Origin of the sequence: Methylomonas fluvii, assembly GCF_014850975.1 — a bacterium.
In the GTDB taxonomy this organism is placed as follows: domain Bacteria; phylum Pseudomonadota; class Gammaproteobacteria; order Methylococcales; family Methylomonadaceae; genus Methylomonas; species Methylomonas fluvii.
In genome coordinates this window covers 444240-466339 of record NZ_JACXST010000001.1, presented here as the reverse complement: position 1 = coordinate 466339, position 22100 = coordinate 444240, and the positions used below count along the sequence as shown (strand labels likewise).

Below are 22100 nucleotides of genomic sequence, written 5' to 3'. Positions count from 1 at the left end.
AATACCATTAGACTTCGCGAGTTTTTTTGAACACGAGTAATCGCGAGGCCGAAAAATTTAGCACCATCCCGGCCAATGAACCCACGGCAACTGCCAGTGCTGGATGTTGGTAAGCCAGCGGTACGCTGAAAATCATCCACAAGTAAGCGCCGTTATTGGCGCTCCAGCCCAGCATATTGGCCAGCACATAACGCAGCCATTCATGGTGTATGGCATGGCGGCTGGCGCCGAAGGTAAAGCGCCGGTTAAGCCACCAAGTGACGGTAACGGCCGCCGGAAAAGCCAGCATTTGCGCGCGTAGCGGTCCCATGTTGAGAACCAGCGACTCGACCAAGCCGGCATTCACCATATAACCCACGATACCCACCAATCCGAAGCGCCACATCTGCCCGAGCAGATCGTCGTTGCCGCCAGTTAAAGCATTATTGTCGGCAGACCGGATGGCGGCTGAATTGGTGCTATCAATTGGCGCATAGGCCGGTGCCGGGTATTGCAAATAGGTCAGCATGCGCAACTCCTTGCGCCCGCGCGTCACGGTATCCAGAATCGTGCCGGTAAAAACGCTTAATGAGGCCAGCAGCATAATGCCCATAGCAAGAAAGGCTGTCGGAAATCTGGGCACCAAGCCCGTATCCAGATAAGTCACGATCACGGGCCAGATCAGCAGCAAGGCGGCCATGACTAGCAAACCTGCCAGTACTCCAAAAAACACCATGGGCCGCTCGTGCCTTACCAGTCTGATAATCAGCATCAGGATGCGCCAGCCGTCGCGATAGGTGCGCAATTTACTCTCGGAGCCTTCGGCACGCCCGCGATATTCGCCTTCGAGGTGGGCTGCCGGCATCGACAACTCGAGTGTATGTACGGTCAATTCGGTTTCAATATCAAAGCCGGTGGACAGCGCCGGAAAGGACTTAACAAAGCGCCGGGAAAACACCTTGTAGCCGGAGAGCATATCCAGAATCCTATTGCCGAAAATTTGCCTTACCACGCCGGTTAGAAGACGGTTTCCGAAGCGATGTCCGCCCCGATATGCCGCATCGCCGGTTTCGCGGCGGATACAATTCACCAAATCGTAAGGCCCGCTCATGGCCAACTTGACCATGTCCGGCGCCAAACTGGCGTCATAGGTGTCGTCGCCGTCCACCATCAGGTAAAAGTCGGCATCTATGTCCCGGAACATGCGGCGTACGACATGGCCTTTCCCTTGCTGGGTTTCATGGCGCACTATCGCACCCGCCGACCGCGCTTCGCTGGCGGTGTTGTCACTGGAGTTGTTGTCGAACACATGAATAGCCGCATCCGGCAAAGCCAGTTTGAAGTCGCTTACCACTTTGGCAATAGACACTTCTTCGTTATGGCAGGGAATAAGGACGGCAATTTTTAACTGATTGAACATGTTGGGTAATTGAGCTTCCGATGAAAGAGAGTGAATGTGTAAATACGGACGAGATTGCGGCAGAACTATTCCAGTGCGTCTTGCTGCGGCGAAGCTATTTCAACCCAGGTCGAACATATCCATTTGCCTATATTGGCGCAGGCGGCTATGACCATTTTCCAGACCGGATAAGGTAATGCCCAGCAGGCGAACTTTCGTAGTACCGACTCCGGTATTTTTCAGCAAATCCGTTAATAGCATTTTAGTCGTCGGGCTATCGCTGATCGGTTCCGCTAAGGTGCGTCCACGGGTAATTTGCACAAAGTTTTGATATTTGATTTTCACGGTTAGCGTATAAGCCGTCAGCTGTTTTTCCGCCAATCTGACTAGGGCTTTTTCCAGCAAGTCCTGCAAATAACGCAGAATGGTGCTCAAATCGGCGATGTCGTGGTCGAAGGTGGTTTCGATACCTACCGATTTACGCACTCGGTTGGCATTGACCGGGCGCGGATCAATGCCGCGGGCGATATTGTAATAATGTTGGCCGGCTTTGCCGAAATGCCGTTGCAATTCCGCCAGCGGCAGTTGCTTTAGATCTTTGCCGGTGACGATGCCCAAGTCGTACATTTTCTGTTCGGTAGCGCGGCCGATGCCGTGAAACTTGCCGATAGCCAGATTTTCCACAAACGCCGGGCCTTGTTCGGGTGTAATGAGATACAAGCCGTCCGGTTTGCCCAGGTCGGAGGCGATTTTGGCGAGAAATTTATTGTAGGAAATGCCGGCGGAGGCCACTAACTGGGTTTGTCTGCGTATCTCCTGCTTGATGTGCTTGGCCAGCAAAGTCGCCGAGCCTTGGTAAAGCTCGCTATCGCTAACATCCAGATAGGCTTCGTCCAGCGACAAGGGTTCGAAACGCTCACAGTAACGAGCGAAAATACCACGGATAATCTCGGAGGCTTCCCGGTAAACATCAAAACGCGGCTTAACGAAAATGGCTTGCGGGCAGAGCCGGTAAGCATGTGTGGAAGGCATGGCCGAACGCACGCCAAATTGGCGGGCTTCGTAACTACAGGTGGCGACTACGCCGCGCGAATCGGGCTTGCCGCCAACAATGATGGGCTTATTTCGATATTGGGGATGGTCGCGCTGTTCAACCGCCGCATAAAATGCATCCATGTCGATGTGGATGATTTTGCGCGGCGCTGCTTCCATGGAGGTTTACTGCTTGCCGAGCAATTCCAGTTTGGCGGTTTCGTTCCAATCGGAAAATGGAAACGGCAGTTGCTCGGTATTGAAAGTCAAAAACAGCAAAATATGATAATGGTAAGTTGACAGGCTACGGCCAAAGTTGAGGATATTCGCGTTAGCGTCACCGGTAAACAGCACGGAACCGACCTGCAATAAAATCACCAGCCACAATAGCAGTTTAACCAAGCTGTCGATGGCCGCGAAAATCAGCATGAAAATGATGCGTTTCCAGGTCTCGATTTTTTTCAGATTTTCGTTAATTTGTTCCTGCATGATGCCATTAACCTCTGTTCATCACGTCCCGCAAGTCCAGCGCAGCGGCATTGGCGCGAGCAATGTAGTTAGCCATCGCCAGCGAATAGTTGGCGAAGATACCAAAACCGTCGCCGTTCAATACCACCGGACTCAAGGTAGGAGACAAGGCGTTTTCCAGGGCCTGGATCATATTGTCCAAGGTATTCATCGCCCGCTTGTCCAGCAGAATGTCGGAAAAGTCATGCTTGATGGCTTTCAGAATATGTAACAGGGCCCAGCAGGAGCCGCGCGCTTCGTAAAAAACGTTATCGATCTCCATCCAGGGCGTTTGGCCGATGGTAGGCATATTGATGTCGACCGGATTGGAGGGGTCGCCGTGGGTAGCACCGGAAAATTTGTCGGTACTGGCTGCTAAACGGGTGGAGAGACCGCCCAGCCGCTTGATGACAACTTCGGTATATTGCCAAAGGTTATCGGCTCTGGAGTGAAACTGTGCGGCTTTTGAAGTCGAAGACGGGTTTTGCAGGCGAACCATGTAAGCGTGCAGCGCTTCGATACCTTTTACGTATTCCGATTCGGTGGATGGCAAGGCCCAGGAGTTACGTTCGTAGTAAAAGTAAGGCTCGGCTTTTGCCAAATCGGGATCTTCCGCGGATTGCGATTGGTCGCGGGCGAAATGGTTACGCAATGCGGTGGTGCCGTCGCGCAACATGACCAGTGCGCCGTATTCGAAGTTTTGAATGTTATCGCAAAACAGTCCGGGCGGGGCTACGTCGTTGGACAAGTAGCCGCCGGATTTGAACAGAATCACGTCGGCGATATGCGCCAAGGTGTTGGCATACACATAGCCAATCGGCATTTGATCGGTATGTGTGACATTCATCCGTTCGATCGCTTCGTCCTGAACGCTGAATTGCTCGGGCTCCCGGCTCCACCATTCACCTAACACCAGCATGATAATCAGAACAACGGCTAACAGCGAACCAAAACCCCAAAGTATGCCCTTAGACTTTGCGTCTTCGTAAGCTAATGGATTATCTGACATGTGTTGCGTATCCTGGTCTGACTAAAATAAGTGAGCAAAAACCGTGCTTTCCGATAAAGATTTTTTGTGAGCATGTTAGCACGGATATACCAATATGGCGCGCCCGATTTCAGTGCAGGTGCTTGTCCAGCGACGCTGGCATGGCACTGATCAATGTCGGCGGCAATTGCACGAAAAAGCCTTTGCTTTGCAGGCTGGCCATGACTTTTTCCGGATTTTCCCTGGCTAATTTGCGATCCGGGCTCAACTGCAACTCCATCACAAATGTTAAGCGGCCAAGGCTTTTGAACAAGGCTTCCGGTACGGCGGAAAAGTCGTCTTTTTTGTCCAGATATAAATAGAGTTCGTCTTTTTTCAGGCTTTTATAGATGAAACATTGCATGATGATGATCTGTGATCGCTAATGCTGCCAATTCTAATGGTTTTTGTTTAGAATTTTCAGTCCCCCGTTTGCCTAAAGCCCAATGCCATGGAAAACCAGCCTGCCGCTTCAAACGCTTTTTTCAGAATTGCCTGTTATTTCGAGGGTTCTTTAGCGGTATTGGCGCTGGCTTTAGGCTGGCTTGCCGACCTTGATCCGTTCGCCAGTCTGGCGTTTTCCGAGGCGGCATTGGGTATTGGTTTATTAGCAACCGGGCCACTACTGGTATTGTTTTTTGCGATGCAACAGCTGAGCTATCCGCCAATCCAAAAGATTCGCGATTTACTGCTGGAAACCTTGGGTGCCAGGCTGGCATACCGGCATTGGACCGATTTGCTGATACTGGCGGCGATTGCCGGCTTTGCTGAAGAAGCGCTGTTTCGCGGTTTCTTGCAACCCTGGCTGGAAAACGGCTGGGGCGCAAGCGTAGGCTTGTGGGCTAGCAATCTGTTGTTTGCCTTGGTGCATGCGGTCACACCGCTATACGCGGTTTTAGCGATGCTAATGGGCTTGTATATGGGAGTAATGCTGGATTATGGTGGCGAACGCAATCTACTGGTGCCCATGGTGATTCATGCTGTTTATGATTTTGTGGCGTTTGTTGTTATCCTCCGCGATTACCGCAACCGCGCTTGTTAGGAGTTCTCGATGTCCGCTCGATCCCAGCCATCAGCCGAAGACCTGCGTCCGCACTGGCTTATCTGTGCAGGCGCGTTGCTAACGGTAGTGGGCTACAACCTGGCTTGCCATCTCTGGGCCAGCGAACTGCAACTAGGCATTGACGAAGCGCAACGAGTGCTGATCAGGAGTGTGCTCTACGGCTTAGCGATTTTGTTGTTTCCTGTTACCAAACTGCTGCGGCACATCCTGCTGCGTCTGAATCAAACCATGCCGGGACCGAAAACCGCCAAGCAGCGCTACTTGTCTACAATAGTTGTCACGCAGTTTTTGATCGAACTCGTGAGCTTGTTCGGCTTCGCGATGTTCATTCTCGGCGATGGATTTAACACCTTGTATATTTTCAGTGCGATGGGTGTACTGGGGATTTTCCTGCATAAGCCCAATACCAGCGAATATTTAGCCATTGCGGCTGCGCTCTCAAGCAAAAACCAGCACGGACCTAAATACCATTGACTATTTCCGATTTTTCGGATTGCAGGTTAAGTTGTACAATGGCTGGCTTATTTACGATTAGCCACCCGGTGTGATTATGCAAATCATTCAAGAAGCTCTCACCTTTGACGATGTTTTATTGGTGCCCGCCCACTCCAGCGTACTCCCGCGCGAAGTCGAACTAAAAACCCAGCTGACTCGCAAAATTAAGCTGAACATCCCGCTAGTGTCCGCGGCAATGGATACGGTGACCGAAGCCCGCCTGGCCATTGCTATTGCTCAGGAAGGCGGCATCGGCATCATTCATAAAAATATGACTGTCGAGCAGCAAGCGGCGGAAGTCAGACGCGTTAAAAAATACGAAAGCGGCGTGATTAAAGATCCGATCACTGTGTCGCCCAACGTCACGGTTCGCGAAGTAATGGAATTAACCCGCGCTAAAAATATATCCGGCGTGCCCGTGGTGGATGGCGAAGAATTGGTTGGCATCGTCACCAGCCGCGATCTGCGCTTCGAGACCCGGCTGGACGAATCGATTCGTTCGATCATGACGCCGAAAGACAAACTGGTAACGGTCCATGAGTCGTTTAAGCACAAGGAAGTCATAGACTTGCTGCACAAGCACCGCATCGAGAAAGTGCTGGTCGTCAACGATGCCTTTCATTTGCGCGGCATGATCACCGTAAAAGACATTCAAAAAGCTAAAGACAATCCGCAAGCCTGCAAGGACGAACAGGAAAGACTGATCGTCGGTGCGGCGGTCGGCACTGGCGCGGATACCGGAGAACGGGTTGGCGCGTTGGTGGAAGCTGGCGTCGATGTCATTATCGTCGATACCGCTCACGGCCATTCGCAAGGCGTGCTGGATAAAGTACGTTGGGTAAAACAAAACTTCCCGCAAGTCCAGGTTATCGGCGGCAATATTGCCACCGCAGCGGCCGCCTTGGCATTGGTCGAAGCGGGTGCAGACGGCGTCAAAGTGGGTATTGGTCCGGGCTCTATCTGTACCACGCGGATTGTCGCCGGTGTCGGCGTGCCGCAAATTACTGCCGTTAGCAATGTAGCGGATGCGTTAAGAGGAACAGGCGTACCTTTGATTGCCGACGGCGGTATCCGTTATTCCGGCGACGTTGCCAAAGCCTTGGCGGCCGGCGCGCATGCGGTAATGTTGGGCGGTTTGTTTGCCGGCACTGAAGAAGCGCCTGGCGAAGTGGAATTATTCCAAGGCCGATCCTACAAATCTTATCGCGGCATGGGCTCACTGGGCGCCATGTCGCAGCAGCAGGGCTCCAGCGACCGCTATTTCCAGGAAGATACCGATCAAGTGGAAAAATTGGTGCCGGAAGGTATTGAAGGCCGGGTGCCATATAAAGGCAGCGTGCTGGCGATTGTGCATCAATTGTTGGGTGGCATCCGCTCGAGTATGGGTTACACCGGCAATAGCACCATCGCGTTGATGCACGAAAACGCCCAGTTTGTGCGCGTCACCAGTGCCGGCATGCGCGAAAGCCATGTCCACGATGTGACGATTACCAAGGAAGCGCCGAATTACCATATGAACTAAATCCGGCCCTCAAGCTTTTACTCTCGGGCCTGCGCCTTTCGCGTTGACCCGCTTTAATCGAACACAAATCACAGAAGTAGCTTAATGTCCGAAACATCTTCAACTCCATGCAATCTTTGCGGCGGCAACCACGTTGCCGTGTTATCCATGCGCAGTCGTAGCGGCGCCGAGTTGCGTAGCGTCATCTGCAAGGACTGCGGACTGGTCTGGAGCGATCCGTTTCCGCACGATCCTCGGCAGTTTTACGAAGAAGATTATCGGCTGGAGTACAAAAACACCTACGCCCCCAAAGCCAAACACATCCTGCGCGCCGGCCGAGTTGCGCTGGCCAGGCATGAAAAAATCAAACACTTATTGCATAAACCGCAAACTCTACTGGACGTGGGCACCGGCGGCGGTGAGTTTGCTTATTTAATCAAATCGCTGGGCCACGATCTGCACGGCATCGAACCGAACAAGGGTTACGGCCAATATTCCGCCGCGCAATACGATCTGAATTTGCAATTTGGCTTTATTCAAGATGCGCAGTTCGCAGAGAACAGCTTTGATGTGATCACCATTTGGCACGTATTGGAACACACCGAAGACCCTTTGTTTGTGTTGGGCAAGTTGCGCAGCTTGTTGAAACCGGACGGCGTGTTGGTAGTGGAAGTACCGAACATAGAAGCCACTTGCCAATCGCCGAGTAGCACTTTTCATGAGGCGCATCTGTACAATTTCAATTTGGCGACACTGCGCCGCATGGGTGAAAAAGCCGGTCTGATCGAGGATAGACATGTGTTTTCCGAAGACGGCGGTAATGTGACGATGTTTTTCAAAAAAGCAGAACACCCTGCCGACCAAGCCATGAGCTGGGGAATCCCAGAAAATGCCGAACGAATTTCCGCGATTGTACGCGGCCATAGCAATTTACGGCATTACATGCGCGCGGCCCCTTATTTGCGGTTTATCAAACGTATGACGCGTTCGCTGCTCGAAAATCGGCACGTCAAAGGTTTCGATAACAATAAAAGTCTGCTCGATCAGTTGTATCGGGGCTTGTAGTACGTTCGTCACTTAGATTTTCCGGTGGGCTCGTAGTCGGCCCACCCTCCATTTTTGAAAGGTTTTCCGTCATGTCATCCCACGCGACCAATATCCATTCCGACAAGATCCTGATTCTCGACTTCGGCTCGCAGTACACGCAACTGATCGCCCGTCGCATCCGCGAAATTGGTGTGTATTGCGAAATCTATTCCTGCGATTGCAGTGCCGATGAAGTCAAAAACTTTGCGCCCAACGGCATCATCCTCTCCGGCGGCCCGGAAACCGTGACCAGCAGCGACACGCCGCGCGCGCCGCAAGTCGTTTTTGAAATGGGCGTGCCGGTTCTGGGTATTTGCTACGGCATGCAAACCATGGCCGAGCAGCTAGGCGGCAAAGTAGAATCGTCCGATCACCGCGAATTTGGTTACGCGCAGATTCGTGCCCGCGGCCATTCCAAATTGTTGTTGAACATCGAAGATCATGCCTCACCGGAAGGTTTCGGCTTATTGGATGTGTGGATGAGCCACGGCGACCGTGTCGTCGAATTACCGACCGGCTTTAAATTAATCGCCAGCTCCGACGGTGCGCCGATAGCCGGCATCGCCGACGAAGACAAACACTTCTATGCCTTGCAATTCCACCCGGAAGTGACTCACACCAAGCAAGGCGGGCGGATTTTAAGCCGGTTTGTGTTGGAAATCTGCGGTTGTCAAGCGTTGTGGAATGCCAGCAATATCATCGAGGACAGCATCGCTGCTGTGCGCGAAAAAGTCGGCAGCGATCAAGTGATTTTGGGTCTGTCAGGCGGTGTCGATTCCTCAGTGGTGGCGGCTTTACTGCATCGCGCTATCGGCGAACAACTGACTTGCGTATTCGTCGACACCGGCTTGCTGCGCTTGCACGAAGGCGATCAGGTGATGGCGATGTTCGCCCAACATATGGGTATCAAGGTAATCCGCGTCGATGCCGAAGCCCGTTACATGACTGCACTCGCCGGCGTTAATGACCCCGAACAAAAACGCAAAATCATCGGCGGCCTGTTTGTGGACATCTTCGACGAAGAAGCCGGCAAACTCACCGACGCCAAATGGCTGGCGCAAGGCACCATTTACCCGGACGTGATCGAATCGGCCGGCGCCAAAAGCGGCAAGGCGCATCTGATCAAATCGCATCACAATGTCGGCGGCCTGCCCGAAAACATGAAGTTGAAGCTGGTCGAGCCCTTGCGCGAATTGTTCAAGGACGAAGTACGTAAACTGGGCTTGGAGCTGGGCTTGCCGGCCGACATGATCCACCGCCACCCCTTCCCCGGCCCCGGCCTGGGAGTGCGCATTCTCGGCGAAGTTAAAAAACCATACGCCGATTTGCTGCGCCAAGCCGATGCGATTTTCATCGAAGAGCTGTATCGCCACGACCTGTACCACAAAGTCAGCCAAGCCTTCGCGGTGTTCTTGCCGGTTAAATCGGTGGGCGTCATGGGCGATGGCCGCAAATACGACTACGTGGTGGCGATCCGCGCTGTCGAAACCATAGACTTCATGACCGCGCGCTGGGCACATTTGCCTTACGATTTTCTGGACTTGATCTCACGCCGAATCATCAACGAGGTACCGGGTATTTCCCGCGTCACCTACGACATCTCCGGCAAGCCACCCGCGACGATAGAGTGGGAGTAGCAGCAGCTTCAAATTAAAATGGAACTTTGAAAATGACTTTCGGTCAGTGCAATCGCGGAGTGTGAAAATTTGCTCCGTGCAATAGCTTATTCATTGTTTCTCCCAAGCCGGTAGTCAATTATTTTGACTACCGGTTTTTTTTGCAATGTATGAGCAATCTTGGTCGCTATGGCGAATTAAAGTTAATAAAACGCGGCTTGACCAACGTCGGTACGTCCGTCAATTCGCATAACAACCAGCCATTGGCGCACTCTGGTCTTAGCCGGTATGGGTTTGGCCGGGCCATGTCGATGCTGGGAGCTCCTTTTCTTGAGTATTGAATTTTTCGTAAATGGGCTGCTGATGCTACACGTTGCGAATTAACCTTAAGTTGACGAGTTGTCCAAGTCAGTTGCTTTGCGGTCGGTAAAGGTTCGCCAAATCAACCTGCCATTCACGATTTGTTGTCGACATTGACGTTGGTCAAAGCCATCGAATAACAGCCAGTGTCCGATACGGCAATTGTCGGGTATTTAATGACAATAATATGAATGCTCCCAGGCAAATTTAGAATGGTTTCAGGTGGAAAACGGTTAGATTATTTAGGCAAAAATGCAAGAGATTAATTTTAATTATGCACAAAAAATTACTTGACACTGTCGGCGGCCAAAGAATGCCTGGCCGTAGGCCCTAATGTTCATGTATTGCATGTAAGTTATTGATTTTAAATTGTATAAACTGTTGTCTAAAATTGAGTCAATCTAAGCAAAGGCCCCAAAAATTAGGCATTTAGAGCGCGAAAAAACTTTTTATCCCCAAGGTTATCCACAGCTTTTGTGGATAACAGCATAACTTAGTTGCCGGTCAGGCAGTTAGCTCTAAAAGCTATATTCCCGTTCAGGTTTTTGTCTTATTTCCGACACGGTCGCAACCTGGCTTGCCTGGGATTTTGTATAGGTGTGTAAGGGTATCGCCAGGCTGGTGGAGGCTTGGGATTACAGTATTTTAAATGCGGAGTTCGTCGCGTTGTTGATTCTAGCGTTATGAACCCGGCCCTAAAATAACGTTCGTCTTATACCCCTGAGCGTATTCAGTCTGTCGATGGGTGCACCCGCCTGGGCTTGGACGAGCTCAGCCCGAACGGCATACTAGTGATAAATAGGGCCAATAAGCTATCGGCTTCAACTGCGCCGGATGGAAATTAACTATGTTAAATAACTTTATTAAATAGGCTATATCCCGCATTGTTTAGAGCGTATTGCTCCGGTAATGCTGGTCAATTTGCCGCCAAATGCCTTAAATACCGCTATTTTAGTGCTCTGGCATGAATCTTGGTTGTTCGCCCAATTAACGACACCAAAATCCGCATACCCTAACCATGAGCAACGCTCTCCACATCTCCCGCCTGATTGAGGCTTACGACGAGGAATTACGCCGGGTGATGTTTAGACGCTGTGGCTGTCTCGATACCGCCGCCGACATCGTGCAGGAAACCTACCAACGCATGTTTGCTGGCAATTTATGGCAGCAAGCCGATAACCCGCGCGCTTTGCTGCATCGCATCGCCGCTAATCTGGCCACCGATTACGAGCGCCGCCGCAATACTCGCAATCAACATGTAGACCATGATGATACTGGCGACGCGGCCTTGCAGGTTAGCGACGGTATCGACCCGGAGCAAATTAGTCTGGCGCGCGAGCGCTTGGACCGTTTGGTCGCGGCGATAGATAGACTCCCCGCCAAATGCCGGACGGTCTTCGTGCTGCGCAAGTTCGAAGAACTCAGTCATGCGGAAATCGCCCAACGCTTGGGCATATCCCGCAATATGGTGGAAAAACATTTGCGCAATGCCTTAGCCGCCTTGCAAGCGCTAGACGATTTTTAGCCGATTCCCTCCTGTTTTCACGGGGTTATGCGTCCTATAATGGCATGTCACCAACCCTGAATTACGCCCAATGACAATCTTTAGCTCTTATCGCTTACTTGGCAGGATGCGTTGCCCTGTCTTGGCTCCAAGCGGACATTGGCAATGAAAATCTCTGCCGAGATTAAAGCCGCAGCCCGTGATTGGTGGGTCAGGCAGGATAGCGGTAAATTTAGCGCGACTGAACAGGCCGAGTTTAGCCGCTGGTTGGCCGCCGATCCCTTGCATCGCCAAGCCTATGCACAGTTGCGTGAATTATGGGGAGCGCTGGATGCTGTAGCGCCAAGGATAGAGATTTCCCCGGCGCTCAAACCCAAGCCGTTCTTTCGTTCCCGGGCTTGGGCGCTGCCAGCATTAGCGGGCGGCTGTCTGGCTTTGTGGTTGTTTAATCCTTTGTGGACGGTGTTACGCGCCGATTTTCATACCGGTTTCGGCGAGCGGCGTGACGTATATCTTAGCGATGGTTCGACGCTACATTTGAACAGCAATAGTGCGTTGGATGTGAATATTGACGGTGTCCAGCGGCAATTGACGCTGCTACAGGGCGAAGCCTGGTTTGAAGTCAGCCCCGACAAAGCCAGGCCTTTCCGGGTAAATACAGAGCATGGCAGCGTCACCGCGCTGGGCACGGCGTTTAACGTGCGGCTGCGTGACGGTAAAACCGAAGTCAGCGTCACTCAACACAGCGTGGCGGTAGATTTGCAACAAGCCGACGGCAAAGCGCTGCACACCGTTGTCGCCGAGGGCCAGCAAATAACCTACAGCGTCGAAACGGGCTTGGGCAATTTGCAAAACATCGATAGCCAGACCGTTACCGCCTGGCAGCGTGGCAAGCTGGTGTTCGAGAATCGGCCCTTGGGCGAAGTGCTTGCCGAGCTGAATCGCTATCACCGTGGATTTTTGCTTATCAACGATCCTGAACTGGCCCAACGCCGCGTCAATGGTGTGTTTCGTACCGACCAAGCCCTGTCGGTGCTGGCGGCCTTGGAGACCTCTCTGCAGCTGCGCTCTACGCGGTTTGGCGATTATTTGATCGTGCTGCACCGCTAAGCCAGGAGTTGATCAATCGTCCGTACTTGCGGTATCGGTGGCGCTTATTAACCGGGCCCTATTTATCCAGGTATTCCGTTCGGGCTGAGCTCGTCGAAGCCCGGGCGGCTGTATCCTTCAACAGGCAAGGGTATTAAGGCGAACGGTATTTAAGAGCCGGGTTAATAACGCTCCCGGCAAATTACCGTTTTGATCTGCTCGATAGTTGCCGTCAGCGCATTGCTGAAATTATCCCGCTATCAATTGTCCGAAAAATAAATTTCAAACGCATTGAACTTGGCGACTACTTGGCGGAATAAACCTCGGAATGCAGTTTGCTTTGAGCAAGTCCCCTAAGTTGACTGAAGGCAGAGCCGCATTCACGCTAGGCAGTTGGTCAATGCCGACGCAACAGCAAAGGTTCCCATGGAACAAAAATCGCAGCCAACCCGAGGCTTGCCGCTGGTTAGCTGTACCTTAATGATCTTATCGACAGAGGATAGAAGTATGAGATTAAACATTGCTAAAACAGTATTTGCCGCCGTTTTGTTGATGGGTGCGGCGCCAGCGAATGCCAGTGCCGTGCATGATGCCCCCGGCGATTATCTGGCAACTTATTTCGGCAGTAAGACCGGCGATCTGGATGTGATCAGTGCCTCGGTTACTTACAACCCGGCCAGCGATATTTTTCATTTCGAAAGCACCTTTGCCGGTAACCTCGGCGGCTCGCCGTTAGGTTACTACATTTGGGGCTTCGACCGCGGCGCCGGCAGCGGACGGTTTACCGCAAATGGCTTGCCGCAAGTACTGTTCGATTCGGTCGTGCGTTTCAACATGGACGGCAGCGGTTTGGTAAGCCTGTTGGCTCCGACTTCTTCCACTACCGCTTTCGCCGCGGGGACCGCCAAAATTAAAGACAATCAGTTGATTGCCGACATTGCCGCGAGCTTGCTGCCCTCGAATGGTCTTGCCAAATCGAGCTACACCTGGAATCTCTGGCCGCGCGACGGGGCTCTGCCTGCGGGTTTTGGACAAATCTCCGATTTTGCTCCCGATGCAATCAACGCCCCGGTGCAAGTCGTACCGCTCCCTGGTGCGTTTTGGCTGTTTGGTTCGGTGTTTGCGATGTTCAAGTTAGCTGGCAACAGCAAGCGGCGTTTTGCGGTAACAATGAAATCCACAGCCATTGTCTAATTCAATAACAGCACATTGAGAGCTGGTAAACCCGTTCCTGTTGTTTTTAGAGGCTGGAGCGGGTTTGCGACTTCATTCCACGCCGGACGGCGTTGCCAGATAACTTACCTCTACTTCCGTCAAGCCGCTGATACCGATTTGCTTGGCCGCGCCTTGCGATAAATCGATCAACCGATTCGGACTGAACGGCCCTCTATCATTAATCAGCACGTCCACATAACGGCCATTGCGTAAATTGGTGACGCGGACTTTCGACGGTATCGGCAGGGTTTTGTGCGCTGCCGATAGACCTTGCGGATCAAAGCGACTACCGTCGGCCGTGCGATTGCCCGATTCCGCGCCGTACCAGGAAGCTAGGCTGGTTTCCCGGTAACCATTCCCCGATGCCAATGGGTAATACGTGATGCCTTTGACGGTGTAAGGCTTGTTGTAAGCGGCATTGTTTTGATACTCCGGCAACTGGACCGGCATGGAAGGCTGTGGCGGCTCGGATGCACAGCCCGCTAGCAGGCCGAATAAAATCAATAAAAAGCCTGGATTGACAAGCGCCTGGGCTAGTTGGTTTCGCGGCATTCGATAACTCCACAGGGCGTAATTTACTGGGCGCGCATGCGCTAGCAATATCTAAGCATAATTTAAAGCTCTCGTTAAAATCCGGTTGCTTTATCAGCGCCTTTCCCGTCTTCCGACTAGCCGACCGTTGCCGGCGCGAGTTCATCCCGTCAAAATCGGCCAGCCCGAACAGGTTTGGTTATAATGCCGGCATCAGGAAATAGACAACTAAGGCCGGGATAGCGATTTTTTTTGTTTGCCAACGTGGCAAACAGCACTTGAGGGGAAGATACATGGCGGATGCATTACCTAAAATCTTGATCGTTGGCGGCGGAGCGGCGGGGCTGGAATTAGCCACGGAATTGGGGCATAAACTCGGCAAAGCCGGCAAGGTGGAAGTGACTTTGCTGGATGCCGCGTCCACCCACATCTGGAAACCGCTGTTGCACGAAGTGGCGTCCGGTACGCTGGCCGAAGCCGAGGAAATTGAATATCTGTCCCAGGCCCACCGCAATCATTTCCGCTTTCTGTTCGGCCGGATGGAAGGCCTGGATAGAGCAAACAAGGAAGTCGTCGTTGGGGCAATCACCAACAAGAAAGGCGAAGAAATCATTCCGCAACGCCGTTTCAAGTACGACACGCTGGTGATGGCGGTCGGCAGCGTCAGCAACACCTTCGGCATCAAGGGCGTGGACAAATATTGCCGCTTTATCGACACTACCAAGGAAGCCTTCCGCTTTCAAAAGCAATTGGTGGAGACCTATTACATTCAGTCCTACGCCAACCAAAGCCGCCAGCGCGACAAGCCGCTGTCGATTGTCATCATCGGTGCCGGCGCCACCGGCGTGGAATTGTCCGCCGAGTTGCACGAAGTGACCAAATTGCTGGCGACTTACGGCCTGGAAGGCTCGATAGACGTCAACATCACCATCATCGAAGCCGCCACCCAATTATTGCCCGCCCTGCCGCCGCGCTTGTCGCAAGCCACCCAGGAGCAATTGATTAAACTCGGCATCCAGTTAAAACTGGGCCGCAAAGTCACCGAAGTCACCGAAACCGAAGTGCATACCTACGACGGCGAAGTGTTCGATGCGGATTTAAAAGTCTGGGCGGCCGGCATCAAGGCGCCGGATTGGATGAAAAATTTGGACGGTTTGGAATCCAACCACATCAATCAATTGGTGGTTGATCAAACCCTACAAACCAGCGATTCGAACATCTTTGCCATCGGCGATTGCGCCGCCTGCGAGTGGGTCGGCCACGGCGGCAACGTCCCGCCGCGGGCCCAATCCGCCCACCAAATGGCCTCCACGGTAGCCAAAACCATCGTCAACCGCCTGAAAGGCAAGCCGGCTGTGCCGTTTGTCTACCGGGATTACGGTTCCTTGGTGTCACTCGGTAAATTCAGCACGGTTGGCAGCTTGATGGGCAGTTTGATGGGCACCGTCAGCGTCGGCGGCTTTATCGCCTATGCGGTGTATTTGTCGTTATACAAAATGCACCAAGTCGCAATCCACGGCTACTTCCGCACTGGGATGCTGACCTTATCCAACCTATTCCGGCGCAGTACCCACGCCAAAATGAAAATGCACTAACCCACAACTCCACTGAGCGATACCCATGTTAGAAATCGAATACGAATTCCGTGAAGAAGACCTGGTCCACTTTAATGAGGAAAGGCTGAAAAAAGACCCGGAAATGCAGAAAAAGCTCCGCCAAAACCGCATCTTCGCCCCCGGCGTGATGATGGCTATTGCCTTGTTTTATTACGTGTACTACGTGGATATGACTACCACCGCCTACATCACCATCCTGGCGCTGGCCTGGTCGTTCGCCTCGCCGTTCATCATGAAGATGGATTTGCGCCGGCAGTTTTTCAACAAATACACCGAGGCGGAAAAGAAGGCACTGTTTGGCATCCATTGGCTGAGCATCGAGCCGGAATTCCTGCAGGAACGCGCCCCCGGCGGCAAAAGCAAAACCCTTTGGAAAGACATGCTGAGGGTGGAGAAGCATAAAGACTATGTTTATCTGTATGTCGATATCGATGCGGCGATTGTGATTCCGCGCGCTACGGTGAAGAAAGGCGATTTGAAGGCGTTTGCTAAGCAGGCTGAGGGGATGATTGAGAGGGCGGGGTGATGATGCTTTTCCGTATGTCTAAACTATGTGGAATATATACGGAAACAATATAATTCATTGTTAGGTTTCTCATGTCTAGTACTGAAGCAATTGATTTGAATGACTGGTTCAGTCGGTGGGACATGGAGGCAGTTCCCGATCTTGATGACAAAGTCAAAGAGTGCGAGTTTTTCTTCGATGCGCTTTCCACACAAACCAACCGAAACAGTTTTCGGTGGTTGGTTTCCGCGTTCCTGAATGCCGCATATAGCTTCTTTGAGTCAACCGCACTCACAGCCTACTTCCGGTTTACAGACCCTGAAAGTGGGGAGTCTTATGAAGACCATGAAGGGCTTGCCATCTTAAGGAGGCACGTAAAGGTGGAACAAAACGCTAAAAAGCCGAATTTTGTAAAAACAGCGGGCTTAACACCATTAACCAAGCAACTCTACGAGTTCCGGAAGAAAAATACCCATCACTTTCCTCTCTCAATTATGGCCATAGGGACAACTTTGCCTGAGGACTTCCATTTTGGGAGTATGCGAGACGAAGGTGTTCCCGTTATGCCACTTTGCCGCGAAGTGCTTACGTTGATTCGTGCCGTTTATGCGGAGATAAATGATTGACTACTAAGGTCCAGTAGGGTCAGTCCAGCTAAGGGTGGGCACGGGTTTTGTGCCCACGCGGAATTGAGACTATATCCTCCTGATAGCCAGCCAAAAAAGATTTATCTCGTTCCCACGCGCCGCGTGGGAACGCAAACCAGCCGCGCTGCGGTCAGGCTAAAACCAATCCCGATAGACCGGCAACAATCCTTCCTGGCCCGCATAATTCCGGGCACTCGAATAGCGCCAATGCTCTGGTAAATCAACATAACCGCGTTTCACCGGATTCAGGTGGATGTAGTCCAATTTCTGCCGCAAGACCTCAGGGTTTTCGATCATCTGCGGATGACTACCTTCCTCCCACAACTGATATTCCCTGTCAGTTTTGTGTGTTTTGCGGAACCAGCGTAACTGCTGCAATAAACGTTCGGCATTGATAGATTCCAGGTAATCGATCAAATGCCGCGCCGTATACGATTTGAAGTGGGTCAATTGATCAGGTAAATCGTCAGTTTGTACTAGCAGGTGCAAATGGTTTTCCAGAATGACGTAGCCGTATATTCGCCAATTGTGCTGTTGTTGGCGGTAAAGCAAAGCGTCCAGTACGATTTGCACGGTAGCCGGGCGGGTGAATAACGGTATCCAGTTAAGTACCATGCAGGTTATGAAATGCGGCGGCTGGGATTGGAGAATACGGTAACGACTGCGGCCCATGAGTTTGACCTCGTTTGATTGCTTGGTCGTATGCTACCGCTGGCGCGGATAGTCTGCATTCCCACGCAGCGCGTGGGAACGAGGATATTTCACCAACCGACTTTTATCCCGGGACGGTTTTCTCCCGTATGCCGCGCCGAGCACCGGAGCGTTTATCGAGATTAGCCCGAAGGGGCGCCGCAAGGATGCGGCGCGTCGGCGGAGGGGCTGGGAAGCCCCTTCTGCCGACCCTCGATAAACGCTTCGGCGCGCAGGGAACAAGCGGCATCCGGGCCGCCTTTTCTTTGGATACTTTCTTTTGGCGGAGCACAAATTCGCTTGGAGCGAATTTGAACAGCCTATAGGCTGGCCCGAAGGGCGAAAACCAGGGATGGTTTTCGTAGCGAAAGTATCGCGGTTGTCGGTCCGCAAACCGACATTAAATCAAACCGTCGCGCCAGCGACACAAAAAACCAAACCCCCGCAAAATCAGGCCTAACTTATTCGGACTGACCAGAGTCATCCAACAACTCAAACCTCTCCCCCTCCCGAGCCAAACAAACCGAAACCTCACCCGCTTGCAAAAGCGATGCAAAAATCGCCTCCAAATCAGCATCGCTCCGCGTCGGCTCATGATGCGTCAAAAACAAGCGCTTGGCACCCGCTTGCGCCGCGAAATTCATCGCCGAGCGATACGTGCCATGACCCCAGCCATGCCGGTTAGCATATTCGGCGTCGGTGTAGGAACTGTCCATAATCAACGCATCGACGCCGGCCATCGCCGCGATCACTTCCTCGTGCTTTTGCTCGATCAACTCTTGCATAGCCGGGTACCCCGGATGATCCGGCTGATAAGGAATAAGCTGCGGTTCGTAATCGCCAGTAAAAAACAAAGAGCTGCCGTCGGTGTCATCGAGGCGATAACCAAAGTTATATACCGGATGATTCAGTACCGTCGGTGTGACGCGTACGCTACCCACGTTAATCGGTACGCCGGCTTTCAGTGTGAAATAACGCACCTCGGCCTTTAACTGCGCTTCGCTGATCGGAAAATAACTGTGTTGTAACTGCACATGCATAGCCCGCTCGATACCTTGATGGGTCAAGGGCTCCAGGCCGCCGTAGATATTGATGATATTGCCGGATTTGAACATTGGCAGGAAAAACGGCAAGCCCTGAATATGGTCCCAATGGGTATGGGTAATCAAAATATGCGCGGTCAAGGCTTGTTGGGGCAGGCTTTGCGCCAGCGCGTGGATGCCGGTACCAGCATCCAGAATAATTAAGTCGCCGGCGCTGCTGGTGACTTCGATACAGGTGGTGTTGCCGCCGTATTTGACGGTGCTCGGTCCCGGCGTGGCGATTGAGCCGCGTACGCCCCAAAATTTGAATTTCATGGCCTGACAGCCTCTGTAACACTCAATGCGCTTCGTCCCAATTCTCGCCGTTGCCCACTTCCACCAGCAAGGGTACATGCAGATCGGCGGCGGCGGACATGATGCCGCGGATGGTTTCCATATGTTCCGCTAGCCGTGTTTCCGCCACCTCGAACACCAGTTCGTCGTGTACTTGCATGATCATTTTCACGTCCGGATTGTCCGCGCCTACCCAGGCGTCGCAAGCCAGCATCGCCCGCTTGATGATGTCGGCGGCGGTGCCCTGCATCGGCGCGTTGATGGCGGTGCGCTCGGCGTATTGGCGCATCGCGGCGTTGCGGGAGTTGATCTCCGGCAAATACAGACGGCGGCCGAAAATGGTTTCGACATAGCCTTGCTGTTTCGCCAGTTCGCGGGTGCTGTCCATATACTGTTTCACGCCGGGGTAACGGCTGAAGTATAGATCGATATATGCCTGGGCTTGGTTGCGCGGCAAACCCAATTGCTGCGCCAAACCAAACGCCGACATGCCGTAAATCAAACCAAAATTGATGGCCTTTGCGGAACGGCGCAAATCGTGGGTGACTTGCTCCAGTTCCACTTCAAATACTTCCGCCGCCGTGGCGCTGTGCACATCCACGCCTTGCGAAAACGCCGCCAGCAGGCCGGCATCGCCGGATAGGTGGGCCATGATCCGCAACTCGATCTGCGAATAGTCGGCCGCGACGATTTTATAGCCGGGCGGGGCGATGAAGGCCTGCCGGATCTTTCGGCCTTCCTCGCTACGAATTGGGATGTTTTGCAGGTTGGGGTCGGACGAGGATAAACGCCCGGTCGTGGCCACCGCTTGATGGTAGGAAGTATGAACGCGACCGGTGCGGTCGTTGACCTGTTGCGGCAGTTTGTCGGTGTAGGTGGATTTAAGCTTGCTCATGCCGCGAAAATCCAGAATCAGCCGGGGCAAGGCATAATCCACGGCCAACTCTTGCAACACCGATTCGTCGGTGGACGGCTGGCCTTTCGGGGTTTTCTTAAGCACCGGCAGGTTCAAACGGTCGTACAAAATTTCCTGAATCTGCTTGGGTGAACCCAGATTGAACGCCGAGCCGGCCAGATCGTGGGCTTGCTGCTCGATGCCTATCATCCGGTTCGCCAACTCCAGACTTTGCTGGGCCAGCATCGCACTGTCGATCAGCACGCCGTTTTCTTCGATACGCGCCAACACGCTGATCAGCGGCACTTCGATCTCCTTATACAAAGCCCATAAACGGGGATGTTGTTGCAATTGATCGGACAAGGTTTGATGCAGGCGCAGGGTGATGTCGGCATCCTCGGCGGCATATTCGCTGGCTTGTTCGATGACCACTTCGGCGAAACCGATCTGCTTGGCGCCCTTGCCGGCCACGTCTTCAAAATGAATGGTGTCCACCCCCAGGTAATGCTTGGCCAGGTCGTCCATGTTGTGCTTGGTCGCGGTGCTGTTCAGCACATACGATTCCAACATGGTGTCGTGTTGGATGCCACGCAGTGCAATGCCGTGATTGACCAGCACATGAGCGTCGTATTTCAGGTTTTGGCCCAGCTTGGGTTTATTCGGGTCTTCCAGCAAGGGTTTTAGTGCGTCCAATACGGCTTGCCGATCAAGCTGAGTTGGCGCATCGGGATAATCGTGCGCCACTGGCAGATACGCCGCTTGACCGGCTTCTACCGCAAATGATAAGCCGACGATTTGCGCATCGCTGTAATTCAGGCTGGTGGTTTCGGTGTCGAAAGCAAACAGCTCGGCTTGCCGGAGTTTTTCTAGCCAGGTATCGAAATCGGTTTGGGTGAGAATGGTTTGGTAGTCCTTAGTGACAGGTGCAGGTCTGGCAACTTCAACCGGTTTTTCGGTGGCTGTCGGTTGCGAAGAAGTCGAGGACGGCGCGGCATCGCCATTCAAAGTTTTTAGCCAGCTGCTAAACCCTAAATGGCCCAGTTGGTTTTTCAGCGCGGCCATGTCCGGCTCCTTACGCTTCAAATCGTCCAGACTGTAATGCAAAGCCACGTCGCATTTGATGGTGGTCAGTTCGCGGGACAAGGGTAACTGGCCCAAGGCCTCGCGCAAGTTATCGCCGATCTTGCCCTTGATCTCGTCGGCGCGGGCGATCAGATTGTCCAGCGTGCCGTATTCCTGCAACCATTTGGCGGCGGTTTTCGGACCGACTTTTGGCACGCCGGGGATGTTATCCACCGCATCGCCCATCAGCGCCAGATAATCGATGATTTGCTCAGGCTTGACGCCGAATTTGTCCTGCACGCCCTGGATGTCCATGCGGGTATTGGTCATGGTGTTTTCCAAGGTGATTTGCTCGTTCACCAACTGCGCCATGTCTTTGTCGCCGGTGGAAATAATCACCTCAAAATCTTGCCGCGCGGCGTTTTGCGCCAGACTGCCCAGCACGTCGTCAGCTTCTACGCCGTGTTCGATAATCAGCGGCAAACCCAAGGACCGGATCAAGTCGTGCAAAGGCGCAATTTGCACCCGCAAATCATCGGGCATCGGCGGTCGATGGGCTTTGTATTGATCGTACAAATCGTGGCGGAAAGTCTTGCCCGGCGCATCGAATACCACGGTGATATAGGGCGTGTTGTAATCGTTGATCAGCTTGCGCAGCATGTTGGAGACGCCGTAAACCGCATTGGTCGGCTCGCCCTGGGCATTGGTCAACGGTGGTACGGCATGAAAGGCGCGAAATAGAAACGACGAACCGTCGACCAGGATCAATTTATTTGGGGCGGAATCGGACATGGAGAGTGAACAAGCAACAGTAAGGTTCCCGCAACGATACAGGGCCGCGCTGATGGCTGCAAGTGCGTTATTACCAGTGCGCGCCTGGACGCTTGACTGCCTGGCCGGCTATC

20 protein-coding genes are annotated in these 22100 nt (G+C 52.8%); 11 read left to right on the top strand and 9 right to left on the bottom strand.

Features of this window, described 5'->3' with window-relative positions; all coding sequences use genetic code 11:
• Positions 1-7: 7 nt before the first annotated feature.
• From EBB_RS02195 to EBB_RS02175, 5 genes are all read right to left on the bottom strand, one after another.
• Positions 8-1399 carry a bifunctional glycosyltransferase family 2/GtrA family protein gene (locus EBB_RS02195; protein WP_192392267.1) on the bottom strand — a complete coding sequence of 464 codons (1392 nt, stop codon included), beginning with the start codon at positions 1397-1399 and terminating at the stop codon, positions 8-10.
• A gap of 99 nt (positions 1400-1498) precedes the next feature.
• Positions 1499-2590: a DNA polymerase IV gene (gene dinB, locus EBB_RS02190; protein ID WP_192392266.1), complete on the bottom strand. Its 1092-nt coding sequence runs from the start codon at positions 2588-2590 to the stop codon at positions 1499-1501.
• A 6-nt stretch (positions 2591-2596) separates the two neighbouring features.
• Positions 2597-2899, bottom strand: a complete 303-nt coding sequence (locus EBB_RS02185) for a DUF4389 domain-containing protein (protein WP_036272969.1) — start codon at positions 2897-2899, stop codon at positions 2597-2599.
• Between the two features lie 7 nt (positions 2900-2906).
• On the bottom strand, positions 2907-3926 hold the full coding sequence (locus tag EBB_RS02180; RefSeq protein ID WP_192392265.1) for a DUF2333 family protein: 1020 nt from the start codon (positions 3924-3926) through the stop codon (positions 2907-2909).
• Positions 3927-4035: 109 nt separating this feature from the next.
• Complete coding sequence (locus tag EBB_RS02175) at positions 4036-4308, bottom strand: YcgL domain-containing protein (RefSeq protein WP_192392264.1); 273 nt, start codon at positions 4306-4308, stop codon at positions 4036-4038.
• Between the two features lie 87 nt (positions 4309-4395).
• On the opposite strand from EBB_RS02175, the gene EBB_RS02170 reads away from it, so the two are divergent.
• The 8 genes from EBB_RS02170 (at position 4396) to EBB_RS02135 (ending at position 13852) form a co-directional block, all read left to right on the top strand.
• On the top strand, positions 4396-4986 hold the full coding sequence (locus EBB_RS02170; RefSeq protein WP_192392263.1) for a CPBP family intramembrane glutamic endopeptidase: 591 nt from the start codon (positions 4396-4398) through the stop codon (positions 4984-4986).
• A gap of 9 nt (positions 4987-4995) precedes the next feature.
• Positions 4996-5481: a hypothetical protein gene (locus EBB_RS02165; RefSeq protein ID WP_225587204.1), complete on the top strand. Its 486-nt coding sequence runs from the start codon at positions 4996-4998 to the stop codon at positions 5479-5481.
• 76 nt (positions 5482-5557) lie between these two features.
• A complete protein-coding gene (guaB, locus tag EBB_RS02160; protein ID WP_192392262.1) occupies positions 5558-7024 on the top strand; it encodes an IMP dehydrogenase in 1467 nt (488 codons plus the stop codon).
• An 84-nt stretch (positions 7025-7108) separates the two neighbouring features.
• Positions 7109-8068 (top strand): class I SAM-dependent methyltransferase, encoded by a 960-nt coding sequence (locus tag EBB_RS02155; protein WP_225587203.1) that lies wholly within the window; start codon positions 7109-7111, stop codon positions 8066-8068.
• 71 nt (positions 8069-8139) lie between these two features.
• Positions 8140-9726, top strand: coding sequence for a glutamine-hydrolyzing GMP synthase (gene guaA, locus EBB_RS02150; RefSeq protein WP_192392261.1), 1587 nt, complete (start codon positions 8140-8142; stop codon positions 9724-9726).
• 1357 nt (positions 9727-11083) lie between these two features.
• Positions 11084-11590: an RNA polymerase sigma factor gene (locus EBB_RS02145; protein ID WP_192392260.1), complete on the top strand. Its 507-nt coding sequence runs from the start codon at positions 11084-11086 to the stop codon at positions 11588-11590.
• Positions 11591-11734: 144 nt separating this feature from the next.
• Positions 11735-12679: a FecR family protein gene (locus EBB_RS02140; RefSeq protein WP_192392259.1), complete on the top strand. Its 945-nt coding sequence runs from the start codon at positions 11735-11737 to the stop codon at positions 12677-12679.
• Between the two features lie 486 nt (positions 12680-13165).
• Entirely contained in the window at positions 13166-13852 is a 687-nt protein-coding gene (locus EBB_RS02135; RefSeq protein WP_192392258.1) for a hypothetical protein, read from the top strand.
• A gap of 72 nt (positions 13853-13924) precedes the next feature.
• Here EBB_RS02135 and EBB_RS02130 read toward each other — a convergent pair whose 3' ends face one another.
• Positions 13925-14425, bottom strand: a complete 501-nt coding sequence (locus EBB_RS02130; protein WP_192392257.1) for a septal ring lytic transglycosylase RlpA family protein — start codon at positions 14423-14425, stop codon at positions 13925-13927.
• A 272-nt stretch (positions 14426-14697) separates the two neighbouring features.
• Here EBB_RS02130 and EBB_RS02125 point away from each other — a divergent pair, with 272 nt between their 5' ends.
• From EBB_RS02125 to EBB_RS02115, 3 genes are all read left to right on the top strand, one after another.
• Complete coding sequence (locus EBB_RS02125) at positions 14698-15999, top strand: NAD(P)/FAD-dependent oxidoreductase (protein WP_192392256.1); 1302 nt, start codon at positions 14698-14700, stop codon at positions 15997-15999.
• Positions 16000-16024: 25 nt separating this feature from the next.
• Entirely contained in the window at positions 16025-16546 is a 522-nt protein-coding gene (locus tag EBB_RS02120) for a YcxB family protein (RefSeq protein ID WP_192392255.1), read from the top strand.
• 71 nt (positions 16547-16617) lie between these two features.
• Positions 16618-17151 carry a hypothetical protein gene (locus EBB_RS02115; RefSeq protein ID WP_192392254.1) on the top strand — a complete coding sequence of 178 codons (534 nt, stop codon included), beginning with the start codon at positions 16618-16620 and terminating at the stop codon, positions 17149-17151.
• Positions 17152-17307: 156 nt separating this feature from the next.
• Here the strand turns inward: EBB_RS02115 and EBB_RS02110 are convergent, their stop codons facing one another.
• The 3 genes from EBB_RS02110 to polA form a co-directional block, all read right to left on the bottom strand.
• Positions 17308-17844 carry an REP-associated tyrosine transposase gene (locus EBB_RS02110; RefSeq protein WP_192392253.1) on the bottom strand — a complete coding sequence of 179 codons (537 nt, stop codon included), beginning with the start codon at positions 17842-17844 and terminating at the stop codon, positions 17308-17310.
• 479 nt (positions 17845-18323) lie between these two features.
• Positions 18324-19220 (bottom strand): MBL fold metallo-hydrolase, encoded by an 897-nt coding sequence (locus EBB_RS02105; protein ID WP_192392252.1) that lies wholly within the window; start codon positions 19218-19220, stop codon positions 18324-18326.
• Positions 19221-19242: 22 nt separating this feature from the next.
• Positions 19243-21987 carry a DNA polymerase I gene (gene polA, locus EBB_RS02100; RefSeq protein ID WP_192392251.1) on the bottom strand — a complete coding sequence of 915 codons (2745 nt, stop codon included), beginning with the start codon at positions 21985-21987 and terminating at the stop codon, positions 19243-19245.
• Positions 21988-22100: the final 113 nt, after the last annotated feature.

What these genes read in the sequence shown, in the direction of transcription:
- EBB_RS02195 (WP_192392267.1), bottom strand. Translation starts at nt 1,399, where the DNA reads ATGTTCAATCAGTTAAAAATTGCCGTCCTTATTCCCTGCCATAACGAA.
- dinB (WP_192392266.1), bottom strand. Translation starts at nt 2,590, where the DNA reads ATGGAAGCAGCGCCGCGCAAAATCATCCACATCGACATGGATGCATTT.
- EBB_RS02185 (WP_036272969.1), bottom strand. Translation starts at nt 2,899, where the DNA reads ATGCAGGAACAAATTAACGAAAATCTGAAAAAAATCGAGACCTGGAAA.
- EBB_RS02180 (WP_192392265.1), bottom strand. Translation starts at nt 3,926, where the DNA reads ATGTCAGATAATCCATTAGCTTACGAAGACGCAAAGTCTAAGGGCATA.
- EBB_RS02175 (WP_192392264.1), bottom strand. Translation starts at nt 4,308, where the DNA reads ATGCAATGTTTCATCTATAAAAGCCTGAAAAAAGACGAACTCTATTTA.
- EBB_RS02170 (WP_192392263.1), top strand. Translation starts at nt 4,396, where the DNA reads ATGGAAAACCAGCCTGCCGCTTCAAACGCTTTTTTCAGAATTGCCTGT.
- EBB_RS02165 (WP_225587204.1), top strand. Translation starts at nt 4,996, where the DNA reads ATGTCCGCTCGATCCCAGCCATCAGCCGAAGACCTGCGTCCGCACTGG.
- guaB (WP_192392262.1), top strand. Translation starts at nt 5,558, where the DNA reads ATGCAAATCATTCAAGAAGCTCTCACCTTTGACGATGTTTTATTGGTG.
- EBB_RS02155 (WP_225587203.1), top strand. Translation starts at nt 7,109, where the DNA reads ATGTCCGAAACATCTTCAACTCCATGCAATCTTTGCGGCGGCAACCAC.
- guaA (WP_192392261.1), top strand. Translation starts at nt 8,140, where the DNA reads ATGTCATCCCACGCGACCAATATCCATTCCGACAAGATCCTGATTCTC.
- EBB_RS02145 (WP_192392260.1), top strand. Translation starts at nt 11,084, where the DNA reads ATGAGCAACGCTCTCCACATCTCCCGCCTGATTGAGGCTTACGACGAG.
- EBB_RS02140 (WP_192392259.1), top strand. Translation starts at nt 11,735, where the DNA reads ATGAAAATCTCTGCCGAGATTAAAGCCGCAGCCCGTGATTGGTGGGTC.
- EBB_RS02135 (WP_192392258.1), top strand. Translation starts at nt 13,166, where the DNA reads ATGAGATTAAACATTGCTAAAACAGTATTTGCCGCCGTTTTGTTGATG.
- EBB_RS02130 (WP_192392257.1), bottom strand. Translation starts at nt 14,425, where the DNA reads ATGCCGCGAAACCAACTAGCCCAGGCGCTTGTCAATCCAGGCTTTTTA.
- EBB_RS02125 (WP_192392256.1), top strand. Translation starts at nt 14,698, where the DNA reads ATGGCGGATGCATTACCTAAAATCTTGATCGTTGGCGGCGGAGCGGCG.
- EBB_RS02120 (WP_192392255.1), top strand. Translation starts at nt 16,025, where the DNA reads ATGTTAGAAATCGAATACGAATTCCGTGAAGAAGACCTGGTCCACTTT.
- EBB_RS02115 (WP_192392254.1), top strand. Translation starts at nt 16,618, where the DNA reads ATGTCTAGTACTGAAGCAATTGATTTGAATGACTGGTTCAGTCGGTGG.
- EBB_RS02110 (WP_192392253.1), bottom strand. Translation starts at nt 17,844, where the DNA reads ATGGGCCGCAGTCGTTACCGTATTCTCCAATCCCAGCCGCCGCATTTC.
- EBB_RS02105 (WP_192392252.1), bottom strand. Translation starts at nt 19,220, where the DNA reads ATGAAATTCAAATTTTGGGGCGTACGCGGCTCAATCGCCACGCCGGGA.
- polA (WP_192392251.1), bottom strand. Translation starts at nt 21,987, where the DNA reads ATGTCCGATTCCGCCCCAAATAAATTGATCCTGGTCGACGGTTCGTCG.